This is a genomic window from Lysobacter sp. HA18, from assembly GCF_054057595.1.
In genome coordinates, this window is the sequence record NZ_JBSRZL010000001.1 from 3,116,436 (window position 1) to 3,142,646 (window position 26,211).

Sequence of the window (26,211 nt, forward strand, 5' to 3'; positions counted from 1 at the left end):
ATCGTCATGACCCGAGCGTTTGTCGCCGTCGCCGTCCTCGCCCTGCTCACCGCCTGCTCCAAGCCGGAGATGCCCGACAAGGACAAGCCGGTGGAACCGCAGTCGGCCGTGCGCCACGACGATCTCAAGCGCGCGATCGACGATCCGATCAACAAGGCGAAAGGTGCGCAGGCATCCGTCGACGCCGCGGCGAAATCGCAGGACGACGCGATCCAGGCCGCCGAGTCGGGCAACTAGCCCGACGCGTTACCGGCGCTCACTGGAGCGCCGAGTCCGCCGACGCACCCTGGCAGCTGCGGACCATACCGAGCAGCGCATCCACCGACGCCGGCTTGCGCAGCACGCGGCAGCCGTAGCGGGTGCGCAGGTCGCGCGAGACGTTCGCATCGACGTTCGCGCTGAGCACCGCGACCGGGATGTTCGAGCCGTGCTCGCGTGAGCGCAGCACGTCCAGGAACTGCCAGCCGTCCATCACCGGCATCGACAGGTCCAGCAGGATGAGGCACGGCGATGCATCGCTGCGATCCAGGCTCGCGAGCGCGTCCTCGCCGTTGGCGGCGAGCTGCACGTCGAAACCTTCCAGCTCGAACAGCGTGCGGAAGGTGTCGCGGATATCGGGGTTGTCCTCGACGATGAGGATCGCCTTGCCGGAGCTGCTCGGTTCCATGGGGGCACGTACTGCGACCGCGCGTGGCCGGTTCGTGGCCACTGTCGGGTGCGGCGTCCATAGCACGCGTGAAACGCGACGGTTCCTGCGGTTCGCGTTCAGCGCGCGAACAGCCTCGTCCGTGCGGTGTATGCGGTCAGGCGAGCAACTGGATCAGCGCGGCGGGATCGACCGGTTTGGTGAGGTGCGCGTCGAAGCCGGCCTCGCGTGTGCGCTCGCGATCTTCGGCACGACCCCAGCCGGTGAGCGCGACAAGTCGCGTCGATGCGGTACGCGGGTCGGCACGCAGGTGCCCGGCCAACTCGTAGCCGTTCATGCCGGGCATGCCGATGTCGAGGAAGGCCACCTCGGGCACGAAATCGCTGACCACTTCCAGCGCCGCCGCACCGCTGCCGGCGCTGCGAACGTCGTGACCGTCGAGCTCGAGGAAGGCGGTGAGCGTGAGCGCCGCGTCGGCGTTGTCGTCGACCACCAGCACGCGACGGCCGCCGCGCGAGAGCTGCGGTGGGATGACATCGAGCTCGCGCTGCACGTGCTGCGCGACCGGCAACTCCAGCACGAACCGGCTGCCGCGCCCGCGGCCTTCGCTTTCCGCATGCAGGCGGCCGCCGTGCAGCTCGGCGAGCCGGCGCGCGAGCGTCAGGCCGATGCCGAGGCCGCCCTGCTCTTCCGAACCTTCGCCGCGCGCGAACATCTCGAAGATGTGCTCCATCTGCGTCGGCGCGAGACCGATGCCCGTGTCCGACACCTCGATGCGCAGCCATGCGCCCTCGCGACGCGTGCGCAGGCTGACGCGCCCACTCGCCGGTGTGAACTTGGCCGCGTTGTTGAGCAGGTTGGTGAGCACCTGCGCCAGCCGCGTGTCGTCGGCATCCAGCGGCGTGTCGGGATCGTCGACATCGACATCGAGCGTGAGCCCGGCGGCATCGATCAGCGAGGTGCTGGTTTCCAGCGCGACGTCGAGCACGTCGCCGATCTCGACGATGCGACGCTGCAACGCGATCGCGCCGCGGGTGACGCGCGACAGATCGAGCAGGTCGTCGATCAGCCGCACCATGTGGCCGAGCTGACGCTCCATGACTTCGCGTGCGCGCGACGCAACGGCCGCGTCATCGGTCATCTGCATCAGCGCAAGGCCGGTGCGCAGCGGCGCGAGCGGATTGCGCAGCTCGTGCGCGAGCGTGGCGAGGAACTCGTCCTTGCGGCGATGCTCATCCTGCAACTGCAGGTGCAAGCGCGCGTTGTCGACCGCGGTCGCCGCACGCCGCGCGAGGTCGGTCGCGAACGCGACGTCGCTCTCGTAATAGCGACGCTCGCTCTCGGCATACACCAGCGTGAGCACGCCGATCACCGTGTCGCGCGCGATCAGCGGAACGATGATGTACGAATGCAGCTTGAGGCTGAGCAGGAGACGCGACTGGTCCGCATCGATCGCGTTGTCGATGATGAACTGCTCGGGCAGGTCGGCGACCCATTCCGGCCGGCGCGTTTCGATCACGCTCCACGCACCGCTCTGGCCGCGGCGCGGCGGATAACGCTCGAAGAATTCCTTCGCGATCGCGACGCGCGTGGGATCCGGGTGGTACACGGCGACGCGCTCGAGCTCGCCCGCATCGGTGATGAGGTCGACCGCGAACCAGTCGGCGACCTGCGGCACGACGATGCGCGCGAGGTTGTCGAGCGTGGTCGCATAGTCGAGCGATGCACCAAGTGCTTCGCCGGCATCGGCGAGCAGGCGCGTCGCGGCTTCGGCGCGATGGCGTTCGGTGACCTCGACGGTGATGCCGAACATGCGCGCGGGGTTGCCGTCGTGGTCGAACTCGACCTGCCCGCGCGTCTGCACCCAGCGCTCGCGGCCCTGCGTGGTGCGCAGGCGGTATTCGAGCATCTCGAACACGCCCGTGCGCATCGCCTCGCGCGACACGACTTCGAGCTTGGCCAGATCCTCCGGGTGGATCGTGCGCATGAACTCGTCGCGCTGGCCGACGTCCGTGCCGAAGAATTCGCGCGCGTTCGCCGAGCACTGCACGTGGCCGCTGGCGAGGTCCCAGTCCCATGTCACCAGCCCGCCCGCCATCAGCACGCGGTTGAGGCGTTCCTCGCTGCGCAGCAGCCGCGCTTCGGCGCGGCGTGCATCGGTGACGTCGTCGTGCACCAGCACGACTTCGCGGATCTCGCCCGAGTCGTCGTCGCGAACGGGATACGCATAGGCGCTGACCCAGCGCGTGGCCTCAAGATGCGTGCTCGCCGACGGCAATGTTTCGTGCGGGTCGTACGCGATGGTCGGCAGCATCGTCGGCGTGCCGGAGAACGCACGGCGCAGCAGCGGCGCGATGCCCTTCTTCTCGAGCTGCGGGTCCTCGAGCATGTTGTAGTCGCCCAACGCATCGAGCGTCAGGCCCCACAACTTTTCCCAGGCCGCGTTGACGCCGATCGTGCGACCGTTCGGCGCGAGTCGCTGCGTCGACAGCGGCGACTGCTCCATGATCGCGCGGAAGCGATGCTCGGACAGGCGCAGGTCGGCTTCCGCGCGTTCGCGACGCTGCAACTCGTCCTGCGCGGCGCGATACAGGCGCGCGTTTTCGACCGCCAACGCCGCGCGGCGCGCGAGCTCTTCGGCGAGCAGCTGGTCGTCGTCGTCGTAGCGACGATCCGATTCGGTGATGCCCAGCGACAGCACGCCGATCACCTGCCCGTGGGCAAGCATCGGCACGGCCAGGCTCGATCGCACGCCGATGTCGCGCATCAGCTGCAGGTGGTCGGCGTCGAGTGTGTGGCTGGCGAGCGCGTCGAGCGTCACCACGTCGATGCGTTCGGTGCGTCCGCTGGCGAGCACGCGGCCCGCCGGCGACGGTGAGCGCGTCGGGTTCGAGTACTGCGCGGCGAGCCGGTCCATCAGCACGCGCTTGTCGTCGCGCAGGTGCTCGGCGGCGACGCGTCGCAGGCCGCCGCCTTCGACCACGTCGACGACGCAGTAGTCGCCCAGTTCGGGGATCGTCAGCCCTGCCAGGCCGGTCAGCGTGGTTTCGTAGTCGAGCGATGCCGCGAGCCGCTCGCCTGCAAGCGCAAGGAACGCGAGCCGGTGCAGCGCGCGTGTTCCTGCGTCGGGCGACGGACGGGACGGATCGGACATGCGGCGACGACCGAACGGAGGGCCGCCACTATAGCGGCGTGCCGTGCAGCCCTCGTCGCGGCCGCCGGGCCAGAAACGACGAAGGCGGCCGAAGCCGCCCCCGTCCCATGCATCAGCGGATCAGAGCCCGCAGAAGCAGTACGCGACCGCCTTGACCGGTGCACCGCCGCGATCGTTCGCCGAGGCCTCGAGGAACTGCAGGTCGCGCGCGGCCTGCGGCGCCGTCTTGACCAGCAGCGCGCGCGCCATGTCGGACTCGCGCAACAGGCCCATGCCGATGCGGCTCTGTGCGAGCCCGGTGAAGAACTTCTCGAACGGCGTCGCGGTCTTCTCGATGTAGCGCACGTCGTAATCGCCGCGCTTGCCGAGCTTGGCGCGGTCGGCCGCGTAGTCGAGCGCGTCCTGCAAGCCGCCCATCGCGTCGACGATGCCGCGCTCCTTGCCCTGCGCGCCGCTCCACACGCGGCCCTGCGCGATCGCATCGATCTGCTCGACCGTACGCCCGCGTGCCTTGGCGACGCGACCGGTGAAGTCGCGATAGCCCTTCTCGATCACGCTCTGGATCACGTTGCCGACCTGCGGGTCGAGCGGACGCGTGAGGTCGAATGCACCGGCGTACGGCGAGGTCGCGACACCGTCGGTATGCACGCCGATCTTGTCGAGCGCACGCGCGAAGTTCGGCACGACGCCGAAGATGCCGATCGAACCGGTGATGGTCGACGGGTCGGCATAGATGCGATCGGCATTCATGCTGATCCAGTAGCCGCCCGACGCCGCGACATCACCCATCGACACCACGACCGGCTTGCCGGCGTCCTTCAGGCGCGCGACTTCGCGGCGGATCTGCTCGGACGCGAACACTTCGCCACCGGGCGAATTCACGCGCAGCACCACGGCGCCGACGTTGTCGTCGTCATGCGCCTGGCGCAGCAGCTCGCTGGTGGAATCGCCGCCGACCTTGCCCGGAGGCGCGTCGCCGCCGGTGATCTCGCCTTCGGCCACGACCACCGCGACGTGCTTGTCCGGCACCACGCCTTCGATGCCCTTGTCGAGGTGCGCGACGTAATCGTCGAGGTCGATGCGACGGAAGCCGCCGGTCGCGTCGTCATCGGCCACGCCGCGCTTGCGCAGCATGTCCCACACTTCCTGACGCGTCTTCAGGCCATCGACCAGGTGCTGGTTGAGCGCGAGCTGCGCCATGTCGCCCTGCACCGCGAGCACGCCCTGCGGCAGGTTGTTGACGTCGTCGGTGAGCTGCGCGACGGTGAGCTTGCGCGCGGTGGCGATGTCGCCGAGGTAGCGCTGCCACACGTCGTTCATCCAGAACAGGTCGGCTTCCTTCGACGCCGGCGACGCGGCATCGAGGATGTACGGCTCCGCCGCCGACTTGTACGTGCCGACCTTGAACAGGTGCACGTCGATGCCGAGCTTGTCCTGCAGGCCTTCGCGGAAGAACTGGCGGTATCGCGACAGGCCTTCGAGCGTCACCTGCCCCATCGGATCGAGGTAGACCTCGTTCGCCTGCGCGGCGAGCAGGTACTGCTTCTGGTCCATCTGTTCGGAGAACGCGACCACTTGCTTGCCGCTGGCGCGCAGGCTCGCAATGGCTGCCGCGACTTCGCGAAGCGACGCCATGCCGCCGCCCTGCAGGTCATCGACGTGCAGGAACACGCGTTCGATGTTCTTGTCGCGCTGCGCCGAATCGAGTGCACGCAGCACGTCGCGCAGCTGCAGCTCTTCGCTGTGCCCGCCCATGCTGCGGGCGAACTGCCGGCTCACCGGGTCACTGGTGAACTGCTCGACCAGGTTGCCCTGCGGCGCGATCACCAGCGTCGTGCGCGGCAGCAGCGGATGCGCGTTGCCGCCGGCGAGCGATGCGATGAACAGCAGCGCGAACAGAAGCAGCAGGCCGAAGAAGACGATGTTGACGATCAGCCGGCGCGTGAAATTCATCACGTCCCACAGGCCGACGAAAACGCTCGCGATGGGGCCGCGACGGGTGGAGTTCATCGGGGATTTGTCTCGGAAAAGATTGCAGTGACAGGGTACCGGGCCGGGCCGCGGCGGTCATGCCCCAGAGGTCACCGGGCCGTTTCGGCTGCCGCCAGCCGCGCTACACGCTCGGGCCTGCTGGATCGCGCGAAGCGGCTGCAGAGCAGGATGGCGGCGACGGTGAGCCCGGCGATCAGCCCGGTCCACATGCCTTGCGGCCCCCAGGCCCGATTGCCGAGCAGCCCGAGGCCCAACGTCGCCCCCAGTGGCATGCCGATGCCCCAGTACGCGAACGCGGCCAGGCCCATCGGTACGCGCGTGTCCTTGAGCCCGCGCAGCGCACCGGCCGACAGCACCTGCACGCCGTCGGGGAACTGGAACGCGGCGGCGTAAAGCAGCAGCGAGGCGGCGAGCGTGGCGACCTGCGCGTCATGCGTGTACAGCCGCACCACCGCGTGGTTGCCGGCCAGCAGCAGGCATGCCGAGATCGCCTGCGTCGCCAGCACGATCACGTAGCCGGCGAGCGCGGCGCGACGCAGGCCGGCCGCGTCGCCGCGTCCCAAGGCATGGCCGACGCGCACGGTCGTGGCTTCCGCCACCGCGAGCGGCACCATGAAGCACAGGCTGGCGACGTTGATCGCGATCTGGTGTGCGGCCGCCGGCACCGGGCCGAGCCGCGCGACCAGCAACGCGGTAGCGATGAACAGGCCGCCCTCCATCAGCACGGTGACGCCAATCGGCAGGCCGGTCGCGAGCAGTCCGCGGATGGTCGGCCAGTGCGGTGCATCGAAACGACCGAACACGCGGATGTCGCGCATGCGGGGCGCTTTGGCGTGCACTGCGGCGAAGCTCAGCGCCTGCATCCACATCATGACCGACGATGCGATGCCCAGCCCGCCCGCGCCGAGCTCAGGCAGCCCGAACGCACCGAACGTCAGCACGTAGCCCAGCGGCACCAGCACGATCAGGCCACCACCGCCGAGCACCATCGTCGGCAGCGTCCAGTGCAGGCCTTCGGCGAGATAGCGCATCGCGAGGTAGCAGGTCAGCGCGGGCACGCCCCAGCGGATGCCGTGCATGAAGGCGGTCGCGCCGGGAACGATGTCGGGCGCGATGCCGAACGGTGCGAGCGCGCGCGGCGCGAGCGTCAGGAACACGAACATCAACAAGCCGAGCCCGAACGCGAGCCACAGCGATTGGCGGAACAGCGCGCCGATCTCGCTGCGCCGGCCTGCGCCATCGAGTTGCGAGACCGATGGCGGCATCGACATCAGCGTGCCCATCGGCACCATCATCGGCAGCCAGAACAGGGCCGTGCCCACCGCGACGGACGCGAGCGTCGACGTGCCGTGCTGACCGGCGATGCTGCTGTCGACGAAACCGATCAGGCCGGTCGAGACATGCCCGGCGACGAGCGGCGCGGCGAGCGTCGCGGTGCGGCGGATCTCGTGCGGGAAGCGTGCAGGCGCGGACACGATGGGCTCGGACGCGGCGGGCCATCGTAGGCCGCGGCGGCGTCGATCGCTACCGTCGCGACCCTTATGACGATCGACCGGTCGCACAAACCCGCCGCGCGTGCTGCAATGCGCGCCGAGCCGCGAGGGGACCGCGATGCACGCTGAAGCAACCACCGCCTGCGAAAACTGCGGGACGATCCTGCAGGGTCATTACTGCCATGCCTGCGGACAGAACGCGCACAACCCGCTGAGCAGCTTCTCCCACGCGCTGGAAGAAGTGTTCGAATCGTTCTGGCATCTCGACGGCCGCGCATTCCGCACGTTCCGCGACCTGTTCGTGCCCGGTCGCGTCGCGTGTAATTACCTCAGCGGCCAGCGCGTGCGTTACATCCCGCCGCTGCGCGTGTTCCTCGTGCTGGTGGTCATCACCTTCTTCGTCGGACGCCTGACCGTCAGCGACGATGGCGATACGTCGACCGGCAAGACCAACGTGAACGTCGTCGATACCGGCAAGGGCAATTCGACGTTCGCTAGCGCGAAGACCGAAGCCGAGGTGCAGGAGAAACTCGACCACACGCTCGCCGGCATCGCGAAGGCGCGCGTCGAAGCCAAGGACGTGCCCTTCATGGGCACGGCCATGAACAAGGCGGAAGCCGATGCGCGCGCCAAGGCCGCCGCGCGTATTGCCGAATTGCGCCACGCCGCCGGGCCTGCGGCGGTGGTGACGCCGCCGGTGCCGCCGCAGGGCGTGTCGTTCGGTGTGTCGCCGGGCGACAAGTCCGCGAAGGCCGCCGCCAAACCGGGCAACGAAGCCGACGATGACGGCGATGGCGACGACACCCGCGAGTCGATGGACAAGATGGTCCGCGGCATCAAGGGCGCGAAGCTGCGCGATCCGAAACTGCCGTGGGATGCGAAGACCAATCCGGTCGACGTGCCGTGGCTGCCGGACTTCGGCGATCGCTGGTTCAACCATCGCATCGCGAACTTCGCCGACAACGTCGACCGCATGCAGCACAACGGCACGTTCGTCTTCCAGCTGATGCTGGCCGCAGTGCCGTCCGCACTGTTCCTCATGCTTCCGCTGTTCGCGCTGATGCTGAAGGTCCTCTACATCGGCACGCGTCGCACGTATCTCGAGCACCTGGTCGTCGCGCTGTACAGCCATGCGTTCCTGCTGCTCACGCTGTTCGCGAGCTTCGTGCTCGCGCTGAGTCCGCTGTCGGCTGCGATCACCGTGCCGCTCACGTTGCTGCTCTGGTTGTGGGCTGGTGTCTACCTGCTGCTGATGCAGCGCCGCGTCTACGGCCAGCACTGGGCGATCACGATCGGCAAGTACCTGGTCGTCGCGTTCCTCTATCAGTTCCTGATCATGCTGGCGTCGATCTACGTGGCGTTCGCGGGGCTGACCAGTGCGCACTGACATGCTCACCTACGAAGTCACCGCCGACGTCGACGCCGACCTGCGCACGCAGTACCTCGACTGGCTCGGCCCGCATGTCGCGGAGATCCTCGCGCTGCCCGGCTTCACCGGCGCCGACGTCGACGAAGTGCTGGACCCCGACGACCCCGATCGCATGCGCGTCTGCATGCGTTACCGGCTGACCGATGCGGATGCGCTCGACGCGTATCTCCGCGAGCACGCACCGCGACTGCGCGCCGACGGGCTCGCGCGCTTCGGCGATCGCGTGCGCACGCAGCGCCGCGTCATGCGACCGCTCGACTACATCGCCTGATCGCGGCTCAGCGCTCCAGGCGCTGCATCAACCACGCCGCGCGATTGCTGTCCGCCGTCGACACCAGTTCGCGACGCAGCGCTTCTCGCGCCTGCGGTGGCGTGCGCTGCACCAGCACCGCGAGTTGCTCGCGTTCGTCCGCCGTCATCGCGCGCAACGTGCGTAAAAGCTCGGGCGCGTCGCCGGCCGGCATCTGCGCCAGCAACGGTTGCAGGCGCGAGTAGACGACGCCGAGCGACGGCCCGAGGCGCCAGCCATGGCGCTCGCTTGCATCGAGCGCGTCGAACTGCGCACGCAAGGCCTGTCGCGTCGCAGGATCGAGCGCGGCGTACTGCGCGGCGGCGGCGCGCACGCGAGCCTGCTCGTCCTGCGGCAATTGGCGCCACGCCTGCCAGTCGGCGCGGCGCTCCTCGCGCTCAGTCAGCGGCAGGCGATCCCATGCCTCCGCGCGTTGCTTGAACGCGGCTTGCTGCGAAGTCGTCCACGTCGACCAGATGCGCGCGTGCGCTTGCAGCGCAGCGCGCTGAAGCGGTTGCAGCACGGCGGCGATGTCCTGCAGGTCATCGGGCAGCGCCTGCGCGCTTGCCCAGCCGGCGACGCACAGGGCGACCGCCGCGAGAGCTTTACGGCGCATCAGTGGCCTCGCTGGTTTCGGGCGCATCGGATGCGTTGGGTGCATCGTTCGTGGGCGCGTCGGTCGTCGGTCGATCGACGTGGCCGACCATCCAGCTCAGGAACGCGGCGTCCTGCGCGAGGCGCGCGCCGTCGGGATCAGCCAGCTGTTCGAAGTCGGGATGCGCGATCAGCCCGGAGTCGTGCTCGTAACGGCTGGCGGGCTCACCGGCCGGCGGCAGTGCGGCGATGCGCACCTCGCCGTCGCGCGCGCCGTTGAACCAGCGCAGGCCGAAGAACGCGAGCAGCGCGACCACGACAACCGCGGCGATCCATCGCGGCCGGTGATCGGGACGCTGCGGAAAGAAACGTTCGGCCGGCCCGGCCAGCGCGCCCTCGCGCATGCGCGCCAGCTGCAACGCACGCGATGCCGGCAGGTCGCGGATGCGCTGCTGGACCTCGCGCTGCAACTGCGTCCAGGCGCTCGCGTCGGGCGCGCCGTCGGGCAGCGTCGGCAGCGCGCGGATCACCGCGGTGCGCAGCTGGTCGACGGTGACGCCGAGGACATCGGCGGCCGCGGCTTCGTCGAGCCCAGCGGTTAGGCGCAGCAGCAGCGCCGAGCGCACGGCGGCGGATGCCGTAGGCAACCCGTCGATATGGACATCCCGCGCATTGCGCAGCGCCGGCTGGCGCAGCAGCAGCGTCCAGAACAGGCGCGGCCAATCGGCCATCGGCGACTCGAGGGCGGCCTCGCGGAAGATCGCCATGGCGCGGGTCAGCGCGGCATCGCCCACCGTCGGCGCACCGGCCTGCAGCTCGGCGAGGATGGCGGCGCGGCGGTCGACGCCGCGAAGGAAGGCGGCCAGCGCGGCGGGCTGGGCGAGCGCCGGGGCAGGCGCCGAAGCGGGAAACGACATGCCCGGGATGATAGCCGTCGCGTCCGTCGGCACCCGCCGGATCGGCGCGCGCGGGTGCTTGACAGGACCGTTCTTCACGGCTCCGCCCTTATGTGACGCGGTTCCACGGCCGAATGCGTTGTGCACAGCCGTCATCCGGCCGTCATTCGCAGCTTTTGCGACGTTTCGCAGGCAGCATGACAATCGTGTTTCACGCCTAACTGATTGATCGCGCTGGAAATATCCGGCATGGCGATTTTTTAGCCAACCCACGGCCGCTGCCCGTCTTTACGGGCTCGCGCACATCGGCCGACAGTCCATTCACAGACTTATCCACATCCGATGTGGATAAGGGCCGATCTTCAATACGGACGCGGACTTACGTTCGATTCATCATCACGGCGCGAGCAATGCGGTCCAAGCTTGGCGCCCGTCCGGACCGCCGCCGCCCCTAGACTTCACCGATGCCCGCTTCCCCCTCCAACCGCCCTGAACAGGTCACCGACCCGGTGTGGAAGGTCGCGATTGGCGGCCTGCCGCTGGCCCGCCTGTTCGACTACCGGCCGGTCGAGGGCGACATCGGCGACGTAGTCGGTTGCCGGGTGCGCGTGCCGTTCGGGACGCGCGAGCGGGTCGGCGTCATCGCAGCGGTCGGCGCGGCCGATGGCGACGGCGCGGAACTCAAGCCGGCGCTCGAGCGCCTCGACGCCCAACCGTTGCTCGCCGGCGAACTCTGGGATTCGCTGCGCTGGCTCGCGCACTACACGCACGAGCCGTTCGGCGAGGTCGTCGCCACCGCGCTGCCGACGCTTCTTCGGCACGGCGAACCGTTGCCGCCGACCGACCGCATCGGTTGGCAACTGAGCGCCACCGGCGTCGAAACGCTGCCGCGCCTGCGCCCCGGTCGTCCACGCCGCCTCGCCGAGCGCCTGGCTGATGGCGCGATGGCAGAAGACGAACTCGACAGCGTGTTCGACGACTGGCGCGCCGCGCTGCGCAGCCTCGACGGCCGCGGCTTGGTCGAATCGGTGGTGATGACGCCCGCGACGACGCCGGCGCGTCCCGGCCCCGAACCCAATGAGGAACAACGCCTCGCGATCGACGCGATCCTCGACTCGCGCAGTGCGTTCAACGCCTTCCTGCTCGACGGCATCACCGGCAGCGGCAAGACCGAGGTCTACCTGCACGCGATCGCCGACTGCCTTGCGCGCGGCAAGCAGGCGCTGGTGCTGGTGCCCGAGATCGGTCTGACCCCGCAGACGCTCGCACGCTTCCGTGCGCGCCTCGGCGTGCCGGTATACGCGCTGCACTCGGGCCTGTCCGACGGCGATCGCGCACGCACCTGGGCCGCGTGCCTACGCGGACAGGCCCGCGTCGTCGTCGGCACGCGCAGCGCGGTGTTCCTACCGCTGCCCGACGCGGGCCTCATCGTCGTCGACGAAGAACACGACGGCAGCTACAAGCAGCTCGACGGCATCCGCTACCACGCACGTGACTTCGCTCTGTATCGCGGCCACGCGCTCGGCGTGCCGGTGGTGCTAGGCAGCGCGACGCCATCGATGGAATCGCTGCGCAATGCGCGCACCGGCCGCTACACGCACCTGCAGTTGCGACATCGCGCCGGCGTCGCGAAACCGCCGGCCGTGCGCGTCATCGACGTGCGCAAGCGCGCGCTCGATGCCGGCCTGTCGAACGAACTCATCGACACGCTGTCGCGCACGCTCGAAGCCGGCGGCCAGGCGCTGGTGTTCAAGAACCGACGCGGCTACGCGCCTGTGCTGCTCTGCCACGACTGCGGTTGGACCGCCGAATGTCCACGCTGCGACGCGTCGATGACCGTGCATGCGAAAGGTCGTCGACTGCAGTGCCATCACTGCGGCGCGTCCAAGCGTTCGCCTGATGCATGTCCGGATTGCGGTGGCCTCGCACTGCAACCGCAGGGCGCGGGCACCGAGAAACTCGAGGAAACGCTGGCCGCGCGTTTCCCGCAGGTGCCCGTCGTGCGCATCGACAAAGGCACCACGCGCAACCGCGACGCGCTCGCCGGGCATCTCGAAACACTCGGCGACGGCCCCGGCATCCTCATCGGCACGCAGATGCTCGCGAAAGGCCACGACCTACCGGGCCTGACACTCGTTGCCGTCGTCGGCATCGACGAAGGCCTGTTCTCCGCGGACTTCCGCGCGCCGGAAAAACTCGCGCAGCTGCTCGTGCAGGTCGCCGGACGTGCGGGCCGCGCCGACAAGGCGGGCGAAGTGCTGCTGCAGACGCATCATCCCGAACACCCGCTGCTGCATACGCTGCTCACCGGCGGCTATCCGCTGTTCGCGAACGAAGAACTCGCGTTGCGCGAAGACGCGCAATTCCCGCCGTTCGCACACATGGCGATGTTCCGCGCCGAAGCGCGCGAGATGGACATCGCGAACGCATTCCTCGCGCAGGTGCGCGGCCATCTAGAAGCGTCGTCGGCCGGCGGCGTACTGATCACGCAAGGCCCGCTGCCCGCGCCGATGCCACGCCGCGCCGGTTACCAGCGCGCGCAACTCGTCGTGTCGTCCAATGCGCGCCCCGCGTTGCACGCCGCGCTTGATGCCGCATTGCCGGCCATCCGCGAGCTGCCCGAAGCGCGCAAGGTGCGGTGGTCGCTCGACGTCGACCCGGTCGATCTCTACTGACGCACGCGCGTCAATGACACGCCCACGCCGCGGCATGCACAATCGGCGATCGTCCAAGGAGTCGCCCATGCCGTCTTTGCTCGACCAGCTGCGCGAAATGTCCGCCGTCGTCGCCGACACCGGCGACATCGACGCGATCGCACGCTTCCGCCCGCTCGATGCGACCACCAATCCGTCGCTGCTGCTGAAGGCCGCCGCGCTGCCTGCATATGCACCGCTGGTCGAAAGTGCGTTCGCCGCCGCGCAGGGCGCTGATCACGACGCGCGCGTTGCGGACGCATCCGATCGCCTTGCGGTCGCGATCGGCGGCGAAATCCTCAAGCTGATTCCCGGCCGGGTGTCGACGGAAGTCGATGCACGCCTGAGCTTCGATACCGACGCGACCGTCGCCAAGGCACACCGCCTCGTCGAGCTCTACGACGCCGCCGGCATCGGCCGCGACCGCCTGCTCATCAAGATCGCATCGACGTGGGAAGGCATTCGCGCGGCCGAGCGCCTCGAGCGCGAAGGCATCCACTGCAACCTCACCCTGCTGTTCTCGTTCGCGCAGGCGGTTGCGTGCGCCGAAGCCGGCGTCTTCCTGATCTCACCCTTCGTGGGCCGCATCTACGACTGGTACATCGCGAACGGCAGCGCGCAACCCGCAACACCGCAGGACGATCCCGGCGTGCAATCGGTAACACGCATCTGGCAGTGGTACAAGCGCCACGGCTACGACACCGTCGTGATGGGCGCCAGCTTCCGCAACATCGGCCAGATCACCGCGCTCGCCGGCTGCGACCGGCTCACCATCTCGCCGGAACTGCTGGGTGAATTGCAGGCGAGTAATGCGTCGCTGCAGCGCGAACTGGTCGATAACGGTGAACGTGCGAATGCACCGGCCCGTCTCGACGAAGCCGAGTTCCGCTGGCAGCACAACGAAGACGCGATGGCGACCGAGAAACTCGCCGACGGCATCCGCAAGTTCGCGCAGGACCAGGTGAAGCTGGAAACGCTGCTGGGTTCGAGGGTAGGCTAGTCAACAACCGGCAACGCGATCGCGCGTTTGCCATCTGCACTCAGGGAGGAGTGATGCGCAGTATTTTCTTCGGTGTACTCGCAGCCGCATTCATCGGGATACTCGTCGGCTGCGCCAAGCCCACGTCTGCAACGGGCCATGCAACCACTTCGCCATTCCCGGCGCCATCGAAGGCGCTTTCGGGAAGCAACGAACAGACTGTTGAGCGACTGCTCGGCGCACAGTATTCCGATGGTTTTGATGCCAAGCACCGCTGCTGGCGCGTTCAACATGCCGTTGCGGCCGGCGATCCAGCAAGCTACTGCATGCGTGTAACGCGCGCTGACCGCGTAAAGACGGCCAAAGGCGAGCGTATCTATATCGCGCTGGCGAGCGCCTCGGATATTCGGGACGATACCCGGTACCTGTACAGCAGCGACGCACCTGGACTCTTCGGAGCGTTTGAGTTCGACGCGGGGAAGACTCCACGCCTGATCGCCGGTACGAGGGATATGGAGTACGGCACGGCAGGGGCTTGCGGCTGCGACCATCCGCAATTCAGTCAGCTCGGGAATGAGCGGAACGGCTGGATCTTCACCAGTGGCGGCACGTGGCAGGGGGTCACGGTCTCGAACTACGCGATCGTTACACCGCGAGACGGCACGATGGTCGACGTGAGTCGTATCCCCGAGATCAAGGAAGAAGCGCAGAACGTGGCATACGACCTGGTCGTTGATGCTTCGAAACCTACCGCTTCGTGGTTCGCCCTATCCGTGACCGCGCATGTGGATGGACAACCAGCGGACTACCGCTCGGTCGAATACGACAAGACCGTCGGTGCTTACGAACTGCCCACCAACTTCTGATCAGCCGCCAGGGAGGGCGAAATGACTGAGCCAACGCAGCGGGACCGAAACTGGGAGGCGTCCGGCCGGATCCTCGTCGATTCCGCGATCCACGCCGGGGTAGACCCCGGGATCATGGTCAAGATCGCCGGTTTCGAATCGTCGTTCAATCCCGACGCGCGACCGGTGTCGAGAAATGTCCATGCGAATCGCGTCCGCCAGTTCGACGGCACGATGGCGGTTTCGAGCGCTTATGGGTACGGACAGTTTGTTGACGGCACCTGGCTCGACATGGTGCATCGGTATGGCGCGAAGTACGGCGTCGCGAACTCGACGGCCATGACGCGCGAACAGGCCAATGCGCCGGAGATACGTGGTAGTCGGACTCTTCAGGCAGCCTTCCTCGCGGAGTTCACTCGCGAGAATGTCGCGACGGGTGCCCGGCTCGGCGGTGGGGACCCGGTAGCGAACGTATATGCGCTCCATAACCTTGGCGGTCGCGATGCATCGTCGTTTCTTAAGGCGCTGCGCGAGAATCCGAACGAGCCGGTGAGCAACGTGTTGTCGGACACGGTGATCCGTGGGAATCCGGCACTGTATGGGGACGGCCGCCAGTCGGTGGCGAGTTGCTACCGCGCCATGGGCCAGCTCCTGAATGCGTTCGAGCCTTACGCGCAGCGCGCCCAAGGACTGCAGCAGCTTGCGCCCTCCGGAAGGCACACTGATCATCCGATCAGCGCACCCATGGGCGCGCCAACTGCGCATGCGCATCACATGCATGCTCTGCCAGAGCATCATGCCCCGCGTGGCGACGCGAGTCATGAGGTCAGCACCCTTCAGCGCTCGCTCGATCGGTTGGGCTATCGCGATAGCGAAGGGCGACACCTTGTCCCCGATGGCCATTTGGGTCGGCACACGCGCGAAGCGCTGGAAGCATTCCAACGCGACCACGGCCTCGACGACAAGGGCGTGTACGGTCCGAAGACTCAGGCAGCGATGCACGCGTCCGCGGCGGCGCTTGTCACCTCGCCCGCGCATTCGCATCACGCCCTCTTCGAGCACACGCTGGCCAAGGTGCGGGAAGCCGAGCACGCGCGTGGTGTCGCGCCGGGCGCGCACAGCGAACGCATCGCGGCGGCACTTACGACGGAGCTGGTCCGCGAGGGCATCACTCGCGTCGATCGTGTGGAGTTCAATCGGGACAACACGTTAGTACGCGCGGTGCAGGTCAGCCCCATGCGAGACGAGACGGGGTTGAACCACGCGACCGATGCGATCAGTTCGCGGCAGGCATCCGTGCAGCCGATCGCCGAGAGCAGTCGGCAGATGCACGAGGCGGCGGTGAACATGCAGGCGCGACGTCAGGATCCGCAATTCACGCAGGCCCAGCCGCACGTCGCGCCGTCGCCGGCATTGGCGCATTGATGCGCAGCGCGGCCCGGACGCGTCGTCCGGCCGCGCTTGTCATGTATTGATCGACAGCGGAAGGATGGTCGCGCTCGCGCGGCCGTCGATGATCGTCAGCTCGCCTACGCTGATCGGCAGCTTGAAGCGTCGCGGACCCGCGCTGCCTGGATTGACGAGCAGATAGCTGTCACGCGTTTCGATCGTCGCGCGGTGCGAATGTCCTGCGATGATGACGTCGACGCGTTCGCTCGGTGGATACGTGGCCAGCGTCTTGATGTCGTGCAAGAGGTAGATGGCGACACCGCCGAGTTGCACCGTCCGTGCATCCGGTAGACCACGTGCCCAGTCGGCCGTGTCGTTGTTACCGCGGATGGCCGTTATGGGCGCGATGTCCGCGAGTGCGTCGAGGATGGACGCGGCGCCGATGTCACCGGCATGCAGGATGTGGTCGCTACCGCGCAGCGCTTCGATCGCCTCCGGCCGCAGAAGGCCGTGCGTGTCGGCGATCAATCCGATGCGCATCGTCAGGCGTCCGGCGCCGTGGAAGCGCCGTCGTTCGCACCGCGTGGCGATGCATCGACCGGATAATCGATGAAGCGCGGCGGCACCTTCTCGACCAGCCAGACGCCATTGTCCGAGCGATAAAACATTTCCCCGGCCGTGTGCAGCGCATGCGCGCGGATGCCGAGCACCGCAGGCACGCCATGACGCGCGCCGACACGTCTAGCGGTGTCGGCATCGGTCGAGAGATGCACATGACGACGCCGGCCGCGATGCAGGCCGTCGCGCAGAATGGACTTCAGATGCCGCGTCGCCGTGCCGTGGAACAGGCGTTCCGGCGGTTCGACCGGGACGAGGCCGAGATCGACGTCGATCGAGTGTCCCTGGTTCGCACGGATGCGCGTGCCACTCGCATCGACGGCGAAGCGCTGCTTGTCGTTGCTCGCGACGATCTCGTTGAGCGTCAGGCGATCGAGCGCAACGCCATGCAGTGCGGCGGCCGCGAGCAGTCCATCGATATCGGCCCAACCCGCGTCGTCCAGCGACAGCCCGATCGACTGCGGCGAATGCCGCAGCACGCGGCTGATGAAGCGGCTCTGGCGGACGAGCTCCGGGCGCATCAGTGCGGGCGGTTGCCGCGTCGACCGAACAATCGACTGAGCCCGGAGCGCGCCGGCTCGCGTGCATCGCCGCTGCGACCTTCCTCATTGGCGATCGCGGCGAGTCGCTCGTCGAGTTCCGCGATCAGTTCGTCGAGCACGTCGCCCGTCGAGCGATCGGGCCAACGCTGCAGGGCCTGCATGCCCATCTCGATGAACTCCGCGCGCGTTTCCGCGGGCAGGCCGAGTTCTCGTTCGGCGAACCATCGCTCGAAGCGAAGGCTGACCTGCGCGGCCGCAGTGGCGGCGTCGAGATGCGTAGCAGGCGCTGGCGGGGTCGGATCCATGGCGACGCTCCGATGGGGCACTTCGATATAGCGAATCGGTCGAACGCGGCGCGTGAGCGGCGGTTCGAGTCGACGTTTGCAGACGCACAAATGCGAACGGCCCGGTTTCCCGGGCCGCTCACCGTGACACCTGTGTCGCCGCTTACGCTGCGAACAGCGCGCGCATCTTCTTGAGTGCGTTCGCCTCGATCTGGCGGATGCGCTCGGCCGACACGCCGTATTCGTCGGCGAGTTCCTGCAGCGTCACCTTGTCCTCGTCCAGCCAGCGACGACGGATGATGTCGCGCGAACGCGCGTCGAGTTCGGACAGGCCGTCGCGAAGCACGTCGAGCTTGCTGCCCTCGTCGTCCTCGCGCTCGTACAGCTGCGACGGGTCCTCGCCCTGCGAACGCAGATACGCCACCGGCGACGGCGGGCCGTCCTCGTCGCCATCGTCCGGCGCATCGAAACCGATATCGCGACCGGACAGGCGCGACTCCATCTCCAGCACTTCGCGCTCGGACACGTTGAGGTCGGCCGCGACCGCACGCACCTCCTCCGCGTTCATCCAGCCCAGGCGCGTCTTGCTCTTGCGCAGGTTGAAGAACAGCTTGCGCTGCGCCTTGGTCGTGGCGACCTTCACGATGCGCCAGTTCTTGAGGATGAACTCGTGCATCTCGGCGCGGATCCAGTGCACCGCGAAGCTGACCAGGCGAACGCCCTGGTCGGGATCGAAGCGCTTCACCGCCTTCATCAGGCCGATGTTGCCTTCCTGGATGAGGTCACCGATGCCGAGGCCGTAGCCGTTGTAGCCACGGGCGACGTGCACGACGAAGCGCAGGTGCGAATGCACCAGCTCGCGGGCGGCGTCGAGGTCCTCGTCGTCGCGGTAGCGGCGCGCAAGGCGCTGCTCGTCGTCGACGCTGAGCACGGGGATGCGGTTGACCGCGCCGATGTAGGCCTCGAGCGAGCCGAGCGGGCTCAGCCCGACCGGCGACACGGCCGGCAGGCTGTTGGGAACGAGAGCGGTAGTGGCTGTCTGGGTCATAGGCTCTAGGTTAGCAGTCGGGTTATTGGACTGCTAAAGGGTCCGGGAGTTCCGGACCGTTGCATCCATGGGACGACGAAAGCGGAATTCTCTCAATCGGACCGTTCATGACGCGTAAAACCGGCGGTATGGAGCTGAATCCTCGGCATGCGGGCGCGCGAGCCGCTTTTCCAGCCCTGACCGATGACAGGGTCCCGTGGTCGTGACCGGCGGCGGCTACACTGCCGCCCGAATGACCAAGCGAACCAGGCCGACCTCCTTCGACATCGCCTACCGGGCGGGGGTTTCGCAGGCGACCGTGTCCCGCGTGCTGCGCGGCAGCCCGCTGGTCAACGAGGAGACCCGCAAGCGGGTCGAGGCCGTCGCCCGCGAGCTCAACTACAAGGTCGACCGCCGCGCGTCGAGCCTGCGCACGCAGAAGTCCGGCACCCTCGCCCTGCTGCTGTTCGAGGACCCGACGCCGGACGAGTCGCACATCAACCCGTTCTTCCTGTCGATGCTCGGCTCGATCACCCGCGCCTGCGCTCGCCACGGGCAGGACCTGCTGGTCTCGTTCCAGCAGCTGTCCGAGGACTGGCATTCGGACTACGAGGACTCGATGAAGGCCGACGGGCTGATCCTGCTCGGCTACGGCGACTACGAGCTCTACCGCGACAAGCTGTCGGCGCTGGTCGAACGCGGCACGCATTTCGTGCGCTGGGGAGCGGTGGCCGACGACCAGCCCGGCGTGTCGATCGGCTGCGACAACGTGCACGGCGGCCAGCTCGCCGGGCAGCACCTGATCGCCTGCGGACGGCGACGCATCGCCTTCCTCGGCCATGCGTCCAGCCACTACCCGGAGTTCCTCGATCGCTACACGGGCTGCGAGCAGGCGATGGTCGACGCCGGCCTCGGGCGGCTTGACCGCGCGTTGCAGGTGGATGCCGAAACGAGCGAGGAATCGGGCCATGCCGCCGCGATCCAGTTGCTCGCGCGTGGTCGCCCGTTCGACGCGGTATTCGCTGCGAGTGACCTGATCGCGCTCGGTGCCATGCGCGCGCTCCGCGAGGCCGGCCTGCGCATTCCCGACGACGTCTCCGTCGTGGGCTTCGACGACATCCCGACGGCGCGCTTCGCCACCCCGCCGCTCACCACGGTGGTGCAGGACACGCAGCGTGCGGGTCAGCTGCTGGTCGCCACGCTGATGCAACTCGTGCGCGATGAACAGGCGGAGAGCGCGATGCTGCCCGCGTCGCTGATGGTGCGGAAGTCGTCGTTCGTCTCGGGGTAGCGCGCCGTACCTACTGCGCGGCGCGCGGCGCATCGACGAAGCGCCGGATCGACGCGAGTACTTCGGGGTTGCGCGACGGGTCGTAGAGCGCCGTGATCGTCGCCAGGTGCCCGCCGCCCGGCAGGATCACCAACGACACCGGTTCGTGCTGCGCGCTAAGTCGACGCGCGAGTTCGCGACTCTGCGCGACGCCGACCGTGGTGTCTGCATCGCCATGCACCAGCAGGAACGGCGGCTCGTCGCCGTCGACCTGACCAACCGCCTGCGCGAGCGGCCACTGCGCGGGCGGGCCGAAGATCGGCGCGAGATCGGGGCCGATGCGAAAGTCGTACGGGCCGGACAACCCGATCACGCCGGCGAGATCGCGCGGCTGCATCCCCTGCGGCGCGAGCCAGCGTGCGTCCGTGCCGATCAGCGCGGCGACCTGTGCGCCTGCGGAATGCCCGGCCACGAACAGGCGCCGCGGATCACCGCCGTACTCGCCGGCGTGCTGTCGCGCCCACGCGACCGCCTGCGCACCGTCCTCGACGAAGCCCGGGAAGCCCGCGCGAGGCCACAAACGGTAGTCCGCGACCAAGGCGAGGATGCCCTCGCCGGCGAGGCAACGCCCGACGAAGCGGTAGTCCTCGCGTTGGCCGGTCTGCCACGAACCGCCATAGAAGAACACCACGACCGGTGTCGCCGACGTGGCCGCCGCCGGGCGATAGATGTCGAGCGATAGCCCTCGGTCCCCGGCATACACGACGGTCGCCGTGGGCGCCTCGAGCCCGCGATTCGCGACTGCGAACACTAACGACTGGCAGCCGCTCACGGTGGCGGCGACGACCGCCAGCGCGGCGCCAGCGATCAGGGATTGCAATCGCATCGGGAATGATCCGAATCGGGCAAACCCGATATACGGACCGCCGCGTCGACGGGATGCAGCCGCCTCAGTGCCGCCGTGCGCGCACCGCCGCGTCCTGCACCGCACGGAGCAGCTCAGGCTGCGTCAGCGGCGCGTTGAGGAGGAGCACTTCGACGCCATGCGCCGGCACCGGCACCGAGACGTGACCGTCGTCACCCACCGCGAACGTGCGGCCACCGATGCGCGCCTGCCAATCGCCGCGCTGGAGCATGCGGTCGACCGCGAACATCGCCGGCGCGTCGCCCTTGTTGAGCAGCACCAGCGCGGTCTGGTGCACGTCGCTGGTCTCGATCACGCGATAGAACGACGCGACGTCGCCCTTGAACTCGAGGTTCACCTGCAACCCGCGCTGCAACGCTGGCGTCGCGGTGCGCACCTTCGCAATGCGACGCAGAGCGTCGTGGATCGGATTGCGCTTGGCTTCGTCGATACGCGACTGCCCGAAGTAATTGCGGTTGCCGGTGTGTTCGACTGCACCGCGTTCGAAGCCGATTTCCGAACCGTAGTAGATGACCGGGATGCCGCGCGCGGTGAACAGGAAGTTGTCGGCGTCGATGAAACCCGCATCACTCGCGTCGAGACGCGCCATGTCGTGGTTGTCGTAGAACGTCATTAGTTCATACGGGTTCGCGTACGGGCCGTCGGTGAGATAGAGACGCTCGGCGACGCGCTCGAAGCCGGCGTGCTGGCGCCCGAACGCTTCGACCAGACGATCCTTCAGCGGAAAGTCGAGCACGCTAACGTCGGCATTGCGCGGCAGCGTGTGCGCGGCGATCGTCGCGGCGTCGGGATCAAAGGCTTCGCCGAACATGAAGAAGCCCGGATGCTTCGCGCGGATGCGCGTGCTGAACGCGTGCCAGAACGAGTTGGGCATCCAGCCGATGGTGTCGATGCGGAACGCGTCGGCGCCCTGGTCGATCCACTGCGAATACGCGCCAACGAAATAGTCGAGCACGGCGGACTCGTTCTCGTTGAGGTCGGACAACTGCGCTAGCCCGCCGGACGTGTTGTACCAGCGGTGCAGCGGATTGTTCTTCGGGTCGAGCTTGGACGGCGGCAGGTTCTGGTGATCGGCAAGCAACTCGCCGTGCGGGCCGTAGATCTTTCCGTACTTCGGCTGATCCTTCGGCATCGTGTACGCCGGCGAGCCGTGGTTGCAGACGATGTCGAGCACGGTCTTCAGACCATGCTGCTTCAGACCTGAGGTCAGCCCGCGGAAATCGAGATCCTTGCTTGGCAGGTGTTCGTCGAGCACCCAGAAGTTGTCGCCCCAGTAGCCGTGGTAGCCGGTCTTGCCCTGGTCGGTCCATTGGCCGCCCCACTTCACCGGGCTGCCACCGGTGAACGCTTCGTCCGGCTGGTCGACGATGGGCGTGATCCACACCGCGCCGAAACCCATGTCGCGGATGTAGTCGGCGTTGTCCAGCACACCTTTGAAGTCGCCGCCCATGTAGCCGATGTTGTCGCTGTGCCCTTTCGGTGCGCCCGGTGTCGGGCGGTCGAAGGTGTGCAGCAACTTGCCGCCCTGCTCGCGGTGGTCGTTCGACGGATCGCCGTTGACGAAGCGATCGGTCATCAGGAAATAGATCGCGTCGCTCGCGAACGGTTCGGCGGTGCCGACGAACTGGCGCTGGGCGATCTGCGTGTCGCGATTCTGCGCGGCCGCAGGAAGCGCTGCCGCGATGGCGAGCGTGAGTGCGAGCACGCGCATCACGGTGCGGCCGCCAGTCGCGCCGTGCGTGCCTGCGGTTCGCGAACACGCAACACGCAAAGCCCCGCGACGATCATCGAGATGCCGCCGATGACCAACGCATAGATCGGATGCCCGCCGAACAGCGCCTTCAGCAGGAAGCCCAGCAGGCTGGCCGCGACCAGCTGCGGGATCACGATGAAGAAATTGAAGATGCCCATGTACACGCCCATCTTCTTCGCGGGCACGCTGTCCGACAGCAATGCGTACGGCAGCGACAGGATCGACGCCCACGCAAAGCCGACGCCGACCATCGACAGCAGCAGCCAGTGCGGGTCGCGAATCAGCATGATCGAGATGAGACCGAGACCGCCGAGCACCGCATTGATCAGGTGGCTGGTGCGCAGGCCCCAGCGCGCGACCATCTTCGGGATGACGACCGCGGCGATCGCTGCGAACCCGTTGTACGCCGCGAACAGCACGCCCACCCAGTTCGCGCCTTCGTTGTACGCAGCCGACGTGGTATCGGTGCTGTGGAAGTGCAGGTCGGCGACCGCGGGCGTGGTGTAGATCCACATCGCGAACAGCGCGAACCACGAGAAGAACTGGACGACGGCGAGTTGCCGCATCGTCGACGGCATGTCGTAGAGGTCGTCCATGATCTGCGCGAACGTGCCGCTGCCGTTGCCCGACCCGCGCAGCATCAACGCAATGCCATACGCCGCAACCAGCCCGCCGAGGATGTAGAGCTGCTTGTCGAGCTGCTGCGCGTAGACGATGCCGAGCAGCACCGCGCCGGCGACCAACCATGCGATCGCCGTCGTGCGCATCGACGCAGCATTGCGCGGACGCGGCGCGACGGCTGGCGCTTCGTCCCAGGCCTGCAGCGTCTCCGGCGGATATTCGCGCGTGCGCAGGATCGTCCAGCCGATCGCCGCGACCAGCACCACGCCGCCCGCATAGAACGACCAGCGCACCGTGTCCGGCACCAGTCCCGCGCCCGCGGTATTGGCGACGCCGAAATGCGCGAGCACGTAGGGCAGCACGCTCGCCACCACCGAGCCCACGCCGATGAAGAAGCTCTGCATCGAGTAACCCGTCGCGCGCTGGTTCACCGGCAACTGATCGCCGACGAATGCACGGAACGGTTCCATCGAAATGTTGATGGACGCATCGAGCATCCACAGCAGGCCGGCGGCGATCCACAGCGTCGGCGAGTTCGGCATCGCAAGCAGCGCGATCGTCGCGAGCAATGCGCCGACAAGGAAGTACGGCCGACGTCGGCCCAGCCGCGTCCACGTGCGATCGGAGAAGTGGCCGACGATGGGTTGCACGATCAGCCCGGTGAGCGGCGCGGCGATCCACAGCATCGGCAGCGCGTCCATGTCGGCGCCCAGCGTCTGGAAGATGCGGCTGACGTTGGCGTTCTGCAGCGCGAAACCGAACTGGATGCCGAGGAAGCCGAAGCACATGTTCCAGATCTGCCAGAACGAGAGCCGCGGCTTGGACTGCGTGTTGTGATTCATGAACCCCCCTGGGGTGAGGAAGGCACGCCGTGCGCCGTATCTGCGGCGAGTGTGACGCGTGCTTCGCGAGAAACCGGTGTGCGCTGCAACATCGACAACGCGTCGCGGAACGTTCGAACGTGATGTGCGCGGCATGGTAGACAGCGCCCCTGCTGCACAAATTGCGTTGCAAACGTATTCAACGCGGGCGCCCGTCGACGTGCCGGCATCCTCCACCGCCCGCGAGGAATTCTCCCGCGGCACGCGCGGAACGACGCGCAGCGACCGGGACGGTCGTCCACGCAAGGGTTGTAGAGGTCTCGATGACGAAGAAGACCTGGTGGCGAGGCGCGGTGATCTACCAGATCTACCCGCGCAGCTTCCTCGATACCAATGGCGACGGCATCGGCGACCTGCCCGGCATCGTCGAGAAGCTCGACTATGTCGCGAGCCTCGGCGTCGACGCGATCTGGATCTCGCCGTTCTTCAAGTCGCCGATGGCGGACTTCGGCTACGACATCGCGGATTACCGCGAAGTCGATCCCATGTTCGGCACGCTCGAGGACTTCGACCGTCTGCTCGCGAAAGCGCATTCGCTCGGGTTGAAGGTGATGATCGACCAGGTGCTCAGCCACACTTCGGCCGAACATGAATGGTTCAAGCAGAGTCGGCAGAGCCGCGACAACGCGAAGGCCGACTGGTACGTGTGGGCCGACGCGAAACCCGACGGCACGCCGCCGAATAACTGGATGTCGCTGTTCGGTGGCGTGGCGTGGCAGTGGGAATCGCGTCGCGGCCAGTACTACCTGCATAACTTCCTGACCGAGCAGCCCGACCTCAACTTCCACAACCCGGCCGTGCAGAAGGCGCAGCTGGACAACGTGCAGTTCTGGCTCGATCGCGGCGTCGACGGCTTCCGCCTGGATGCAATCAACTTCTGCTTCCACGACGCGCAGTTGCGTGACAACCCGCCCAAGCCCGAGCACCTGCGCATCGGTCGCGGTTTCTCGCCCGACAACCCGTACGCGTTCCAGTACCACCACTACAACAACACGCAGCCCGAATGCGTCGGCTACATGGAGGACATTCGCGCGCTGATGGATCGCTATCCCGACGTCGCCGCGCTCGGCGAGATCTCGTCGGAGGATTCGCTGGCGACGATGGCCGAGTACGTGCGACCCGGCCGGCTGCACATGGGCTACAGCTTCGAACTGCTGACCGATGACTTCACCGCGAGCTATATCCGGGGCACCGTCGAGCGCCTCGAAGCGAGCATGACCGACGGTTGGCCGTGCTGGGCGATCTCCAACCACGACGTGCAACGTGCGGTGACACGTTGGGGCGATGCGCAGGCGAACGACTTGTTCGCGCGCCAGCTCGTCGCGCTGGTGTGTTCGCTGCGCGGTTCGGTCTGCCTGTACCAGGGCGAAGAACTCGGTCTACCGGAGGCCGACGTGCCGTACGAACTGCTCCAGGACCCTTACGGCATCACCTTCTGGCCGACGTTCAAGGGCCGCGACGGCTGCCGCACGCCGATGCCGTGGAATGGCGGCGCATCCGCCGGTTTCACCGATGGCACGCCGTGGCTGCCGGTCGCGCCGGCGCATTCGCCGCGCAGTGTCGCGAAGCAGGATGGCGATCCGTCGTCGGTGTTGAATGCGGTGCGCGCGTTCCTGCGCTGGCGTCGTTCGCAGCCTGCGCTTGTGGAAGGTTCGATTCGTTTTGTCGATGCGCCTGAGCCGGTGCTGGCCTTCGTGCGTGAGCAGGACGGCGAGCGGTTGCTGGTCGCGTTCAACCTTTCGGGCGCAGAGATTGAATGCGCGCTCGATGTCGGCACCGCCGTGGTGATCGATGCGCCCGGCGTCGTGACCGGTCGACTTGAGGGCGGGCGACTGCAGTTGCCGGCGCATGGCGCGCTGTTCGCACGAATTGGCTGAGCAATCGAGCATGC

Annotated in this window: 22 protein-coding genes; 9 read left to right on the forward strand and 13 right to left on the reverse strand. The window is 67.5% G+C overall.

The window, feature by feature from the left end; translation table 11 throughout:
- The first annotated feature begins 6 nt into the window (after positions 1 to 6).
- Positions 7 to 237 (forward strand): hypothetical protein, encoded by a 231-nt coding sequence (locus tag ACVWWW_RS15130; protein WP_027081682.1) that lies wholly within the window; start codon positions 7 to 9, stop codon positions 235 to 237.
- A 19-nt stretch (positions 238 to 256) separates the two neighbouring features.
- On the opposite strand, the gene ACVWWW_RS15135 is transcribed toward ACVWWW_RS15130, so the two are convergent.
- From ACVWWW_RS15135 to ACVWWW_RS15150, 4 genes are all read right to left on the reverse strand, one after another.
- On the reverse strand, positions 257 to 667 hold the full coding sequence (locus ACVWWW_RS15135) for a response regulator (protein ID WP_027081681.1): 411 nt from the start codon (positions 665 to 667) through the stop codon (positions 257 to 259).
- Positions 668 to 803: 136 nt separating this feature from the next.
- Entirely contained in the window at positions 804 to 3,800 is a 2,997-nt protein-coding gene (locus tag ACVWWW_RS15140) for an ATP-binding protein (protein ID WP_051234603.1), read from the reverse strand.
- Positions 3,801 to 3,920: 120 nt separating this feature from the next.
- The gene (gene sppA / locus ACVWWW_RS15145) at positions 3,921 to 5,810 is read right to left on the reverse strand and encodes a signal peptide peptidase SppA (protein WP_027081680.1); all 1,890 of its coding nucleotides are present in this window, start codon (positions 5,808 to 5,810) and stop codon (positions 3,921 to 3,923) included.
- A 71-nt stretch (positions 5,811 to 5,881) separates the two neighbouring features.
- On the reverse strand, positions 5,882 to 7,267 hold the full coding sequence (locus tag ACVWWW_RS15150; RefSeq protein ID WP_027081679.1) for an MATE family efflux transporter: 1,386 nt from the start codon (positions 7,265 to 7,267) through the stop codon (positions 5,882 to 5,884).
- A gap of 136 nt (positions 7,268 to 7,403) precedes the next feature.
- Between ACVWWW_RS15150 and ACVWWW_RS15155 the strand changes: the two genes are divergently transcribed.
- Positions 7,404 to 8,672, forward strand: coding sequence for a DUF3667 domain-containing protein (locus ACVWWW_RS15155; RefSeq protein ID WP_027081678.1), 1,269 nt, complete (start codon positions 7,404 to 7,406; stop codon positions 8,670 to 8,672).
- Complete coding sequence (locus tag ACVWWW_RS15160; protein ID WP_155914075.1) at positions 8,662 to 8,985, forward strand: DUF4286 family protein; 324 nt, start codon at positions 8,662 to 8,664, stop codon at positions 8,983 to 8,985. Before ACVWWW_RS15155 ends, ACVWWW_RS15160 begins: the two co-directional genes overlap by 11 nt.
- 7 nt (positions 8,986 to 8,992) lie before the next feature.
- Here the strand turns inward: ACVWWW_RS15160 and ACVWWW_RS15165 are convergent, their stop codons facing one another.
- Together ACVWWW_RS15165 and ACVWWW_RS15170 are read right to left on the reverse strand one after the other, a co-directional pair.
- On the reverse strand, positions 8,993 to 9,619 hold the full coding sequence (locus ACVWWW_RS15165; protein ID WP_036140958.1) for a DUF3106 domain-containing protein: 627 nt from the start codon (positions 9,617 to 9,619) through the stop codon (positions 8,993 to 8,995).
- Entirely contained in the window at positions 9,609 to 10,514 is a 906-nt protein-coding gene (locus ACVWWW_RS15170; protein ID WP_155914073.1) for a hypothetical protein, read from the reverse strand. The genes ACVWWW_RS15165 and ACVWWW_RS15170 overlap by 11 nt, the downstream gene beginning before the upstream one ends.
- 443 nt (positions 10,515 to 10,957) lie before the next feature.
- Here ACVWWW_RS15170 and ACVWWW_RS15175 point away from each other — a divergent pair, with 443 nt between their 5' ends.
- The 4 genes from ACVWWW_RS15175 (at position 10,958) to ACVWWW_RS15190 (ending at position 16,435) form a co-directional block, all read left to right on the forward strand.
- Positions 10,958 to 13,168: a primosomal protein N' gene (locus ACVWWW_RS15175; protein WP_051234595.1), complete on the forward strand. Its 2,211-nt coding sequence runs from the start codon at positions 10,958 to 10,960 to the stop codon at positions 13,166 to 13,168.
- A 67-nt stretch (positions 13,169 to 13,235) separates the two neighbouring features.
- Positions 13,236 to 14,186, forward strand: a complete 951-nt coding sequence (tal, locus tag ACVWWW_RS15180) for a transaldolase (protein ID WP_027081675.1) — start codon at positions 13,236 to 13,238, stop codon at positions 14,184 to 14,186.
- A 53-nt stretch (positions 14,187 to 14,239) separates the two neighbouring features.
- On the forward strand, positions 14,240 to 15,031 hold the full coding sequence (locus tag ACVWWW_RS15185) for a hypothetical protein (RefSeq protein WP_155914071.1): 792 nt from the start codon (positions 14,240 to 14,242) through the stop codon (positions 15,029 to 15,031).
- Between the two features lie 21 nt (positions 15,032 to 15,052).
- Positions 15,053 to 16,435, forward strand: a complete 1,383-nt coding sequence (locus ACVWWW_RS15190) for a peptidoglycan-binding protein (RefSeq protein WP_081671897.1) — start codon at positions 15,053 to 15,055, stop codon at positions 16,433 to 16,435.
- Between the two features lie 39 nt (positions 16,436 to 16,474).
- Here the strand turns inward: ACVWWW_RS15190 and ACVWWW_RS15195 are convergent, their stop codons facing one another.
- The 4 genes from ACVWWW_RS15195 to rpoH all read right to left on the reverse strand — a co-directional run bounded on the left by ACVWWW_RS15195 (position 16,475) and on the right by rpoH (position 18,891).
- Positions 16,475 to 16,939 carry a metallophosphoesterase family protein gene (locus ACVWWW_RS15195; RefSeq protein WP_027081673.1) on the reverse strand — a complete coding sequence of 155 codons (465 nt, stop codon included), beginning with the start codon at positions 16,937 to 16,939 and terminating at the stop codon, positions 16,475 to 16,477.
- Between the two features lie 2 nt (positions 16,940 to 16,941).
- Positions 16,942 to 17,538, reverse strand: coding sequence for an RNA 2'-phosphotransferase (locus tag ACVWWW_RS15200; protein WP_051234591.1), 597 nt, complete (start codon positions 17,536 to 17,538; stop codon positions 16,942 to 16,944).
- Entirely contained in the window at positions 17,538 to 17,864 is a 327-nt protein-coding gene (locus tag ACVWWW_RS15205) for a hypothetical protein (protein WP_027081672.1), read from the reverse strand. Before ACVWWW_RS15205 ends, ACVWWW_RS15200 begins: the two co-directional genes overlap by 1 nt.
- Positions 17,865 to 18,006: 142 nt before the next feature.
- Complete coding sequence (gene rpoH, locus ACVWWW_RS15210) at positions 18,007 to 18,891, reverse strand: RNA polymerase sigma factor RpoH (protein WP_027081671.1); 885 nt, start codon at positions 18,889 to 18,891, stop codon at positions 18,007 to 18,009.
- A gap of 232 nt (positions 18,892 to 19,123) precedes the next feature.
- Between rpoH and ACVWWW_RS15215 the strand changes: the two genes are divergently transcribed.
- Positions 19,124 to 20,161: a LacI family DNA-binding transcriptional regulator gene (locus ACVWWW_RS15215; RefSeq protein ID WP_027081670.1), complete on the forward strand. Its 1,038-nt coding sequence runs from the start codon at positions 19,124 to 19,126 to the stop codon at positions 20,159 to 20,161.
- 10 nt (positions 20,162 to 20,171) lie between these two features.
- On the opposite strand, the gene ACVWWW_RS15220 is transcribed toward ACVWWW_RS15215, so the two are convergent.
- The 3 genes from ACVWWW_RS15220 to ACVWWW_RS15230 form a co-directional block, all read right to left on the reverse strand.
- Positions 20,172 to 21,026 (reverse strand): alpha/beta hydrolase, encoded by an 855-nt coding sequence (locus tag ACVWWW_RS15220; RefSeq protein ID WP_027081669.1) that lies wholly within the window; start codon positions 21,024 to 21,026, stop codon positions 20,172 to 20,174.
- A 64-nt stretch (positions 21,027 to 21,090) separates the two neighbouring features.
- Positions 21,091 to 22,776 (reverse strand): alpha-amylase family glycosyl hydrolase, encoded by a 1,686-nt coding sequence (locus ACVWWW_RS15225; RefSeq protein ID WP_036141117.1) that lies wholly within the window; start codon positions 22,774 to 22,776, stop codon positions 21,091 to 21,093.
- Positions 22,776 to 24,281: an MFS transporter gene (locus ACVWWW_RS15230; RefSeq protein ID WP_027081667.1), complete on the reverse strand. Its 1,506-nt coding sequence runs from the start codon at positions 24,279 to 24,281 to the stop codon at positions 22,776 to 22,778. The genes ACVWWW_RS15225 and ACVWWW_RS15230 overlap by 1 nt, the downstream gene beginning before the upstream one ends.
- 302 nt (positions 24,282 to 24,583) lie before the next feature.
- Here ACVWWW_RS15230 and ACVWWW_RS15235 point away from each other — a divergent pair, with 302 nt between their 5' ends.
- Positions 24,584 to 26,197: an alpha-glucosidase family protein gene (locus ACVWWW_RS15235; protein ID WP_027081666.1), complete on the forward strand. Its 1,614-nt coding sequence runs from the start codon at positions 24,584 to 24,586 to the stop codon at positions 26,195 to 26,197.
- Positions 26,198 to 26,211: the final 14 nt, after the last annotated feature.

Excerpts from the sequence above, each read along its gene's own strand:
- ACVWWW_RS15130 (WP_027081682.1), top strand. The coding sequence starts at position 7 with ATGACCCGAGCGTTTGTCGCCGTCGCCGTCCTCGCCCTGCTCACCGCC.
- ACVWWW_RS15135 (WP_027081681.1), bottom strand. The coding sequence starts at position 667 with ATGGAACCGAGCAGCTCCGGCAAGGCGATCCTCATCGTCGAGGACAAC.
- ACVWWW_RS15140 (WP_051234603.1), bottom strand. The coding sequence starts at position 3,800 with ATGTCCGATCCGTCCCGTCCGTCGCCCGACGCAGGAACACGCGCGCTG.
- sppA (WP_027081680.1), bottom strand. The coding sequence starts at position 5,810 with ATGAACTCCACCCGTCGCGGCCCCATCGCGAGCGTTTTCGTCGGCCTG.
- ACVWWW_RS15155 (WP_027081678.1), top strand. The coding sequence starts at position 7,404 with ATGCACGCTGAAGCAACCACCGCCTGCGAAAACTGCGGGACGATCCTG.
- ACVWWW_RS15165 (WP_036140958.1), bottom strand. The coding sequence starts at position 9,619 with ATGCGCCGTAAAGCTCTCGCGGCGGTCGCCCTGTGCGTCGCCGGCTGG.
- ACVWWW_RS15170 (WP_155914073.1), bottom strand. The coding sequence starts at position 10,514 with ATGTCGTTTCCCGCTTCGGCGCCTGCCCCGGCGCTCGCCCAGCCCGCC.
- ACVWWW_RS15175 (WP_051234595.1), top strand. The coding sequence starts at position 10,958 with ATGCCCGCTTCCCCCTCCAACCGCCCTGAACAGGTCACCGACCCGGTG.
- tal (WP_027081675.1), top strand. The coding sequence starts at position 13,236 with ATGCCGTCTTTGCTCGACCAGCTGCGCGAAATGTCCGCCGTCGTCGCC.
- ACVWWW_RS15185 (WP_155914071.1), top strand. The coding sequence starts at position 14,240 with ATGCGCAGTATTTTCTTCGGTGTACTCGCAGCCGCATTCATCGGGATA.
- ACVWWW_RS15190 (WP_081671897.1), top strand. The coding sequence starts at position 15,053 with ATGACTGAGCCAACGCAGCGGGACCGAAACTGGGAGGCGTCCGGCCGG.
- ACVWWW_RS15195 (WP_027081673.1), bottom strand. The coding sequence starts at position 16,939 with ATGCGCATCGGATTGATCGCCGACACGCACGGCCTTCTGCGGCCGGAG.
- ACVWWW_RS15200 (WP_051234591.1), bottom strand. The coding sequence starts at position 17,538 with ATGCGCCCGGAGCTCGTCCGCCAGAGCCGCTTCATCAGCCGCGTGCTG.
- ACVWWW_RS15205 (WP_027081672.1), bottom strand. The coding sequence starts at position 17,864 with ATGGATCCGACCCCGCCAGCGCCTGCTACGCATCTCGACGCCGCCACT.
- rpoH (WP_027081671.1), bottom strand. The coding sequence starts at position 18,891 with ATGACCCAGACAGCCACTACCGCTCTCGTTCCCAACAGCCTGCCGGCC.
- ACVWWW_RS15215 (WP_027081670.1), top strand. The coding sequence starts at position 19,124 with ATGACCAAGCGAACCAGGCCGACCTCCTTCGACATCGCCTACCGGGCG.
- ACVWWW_RS15220 (WP_027081669.1), bottom strand. The coding sequence starts at position 21,026 with ATGCGATTGCAATCCCTGATCGCTGGCGCCGCGCTGGCGGTCGTCGCC.
- ACVWWW_RS15225 (WP_036141117.1), bottom strand. The coding sequence starts at position 22,776 with ATGCGCGTGCTCGCACTCACGCTCGCCATCGCGGCAGCGCTTCCTGCG.
- ACVWWW_RS15230 (WP_027081667.1), bottom strand. The coding sequence starts at position 24,281 with ATGAATCACAACACGCAGTCCAAGCCGCGGCTCTCGTTCTGGCAGATC.
- ACVWWW_RS15235 (WP_027081666.1), top strand. The coding sequence starts at position 24,584 with ATGACGAAGAAGACCTGGTGGCGAGGCGCGGTGATCTACCAGATCTAC.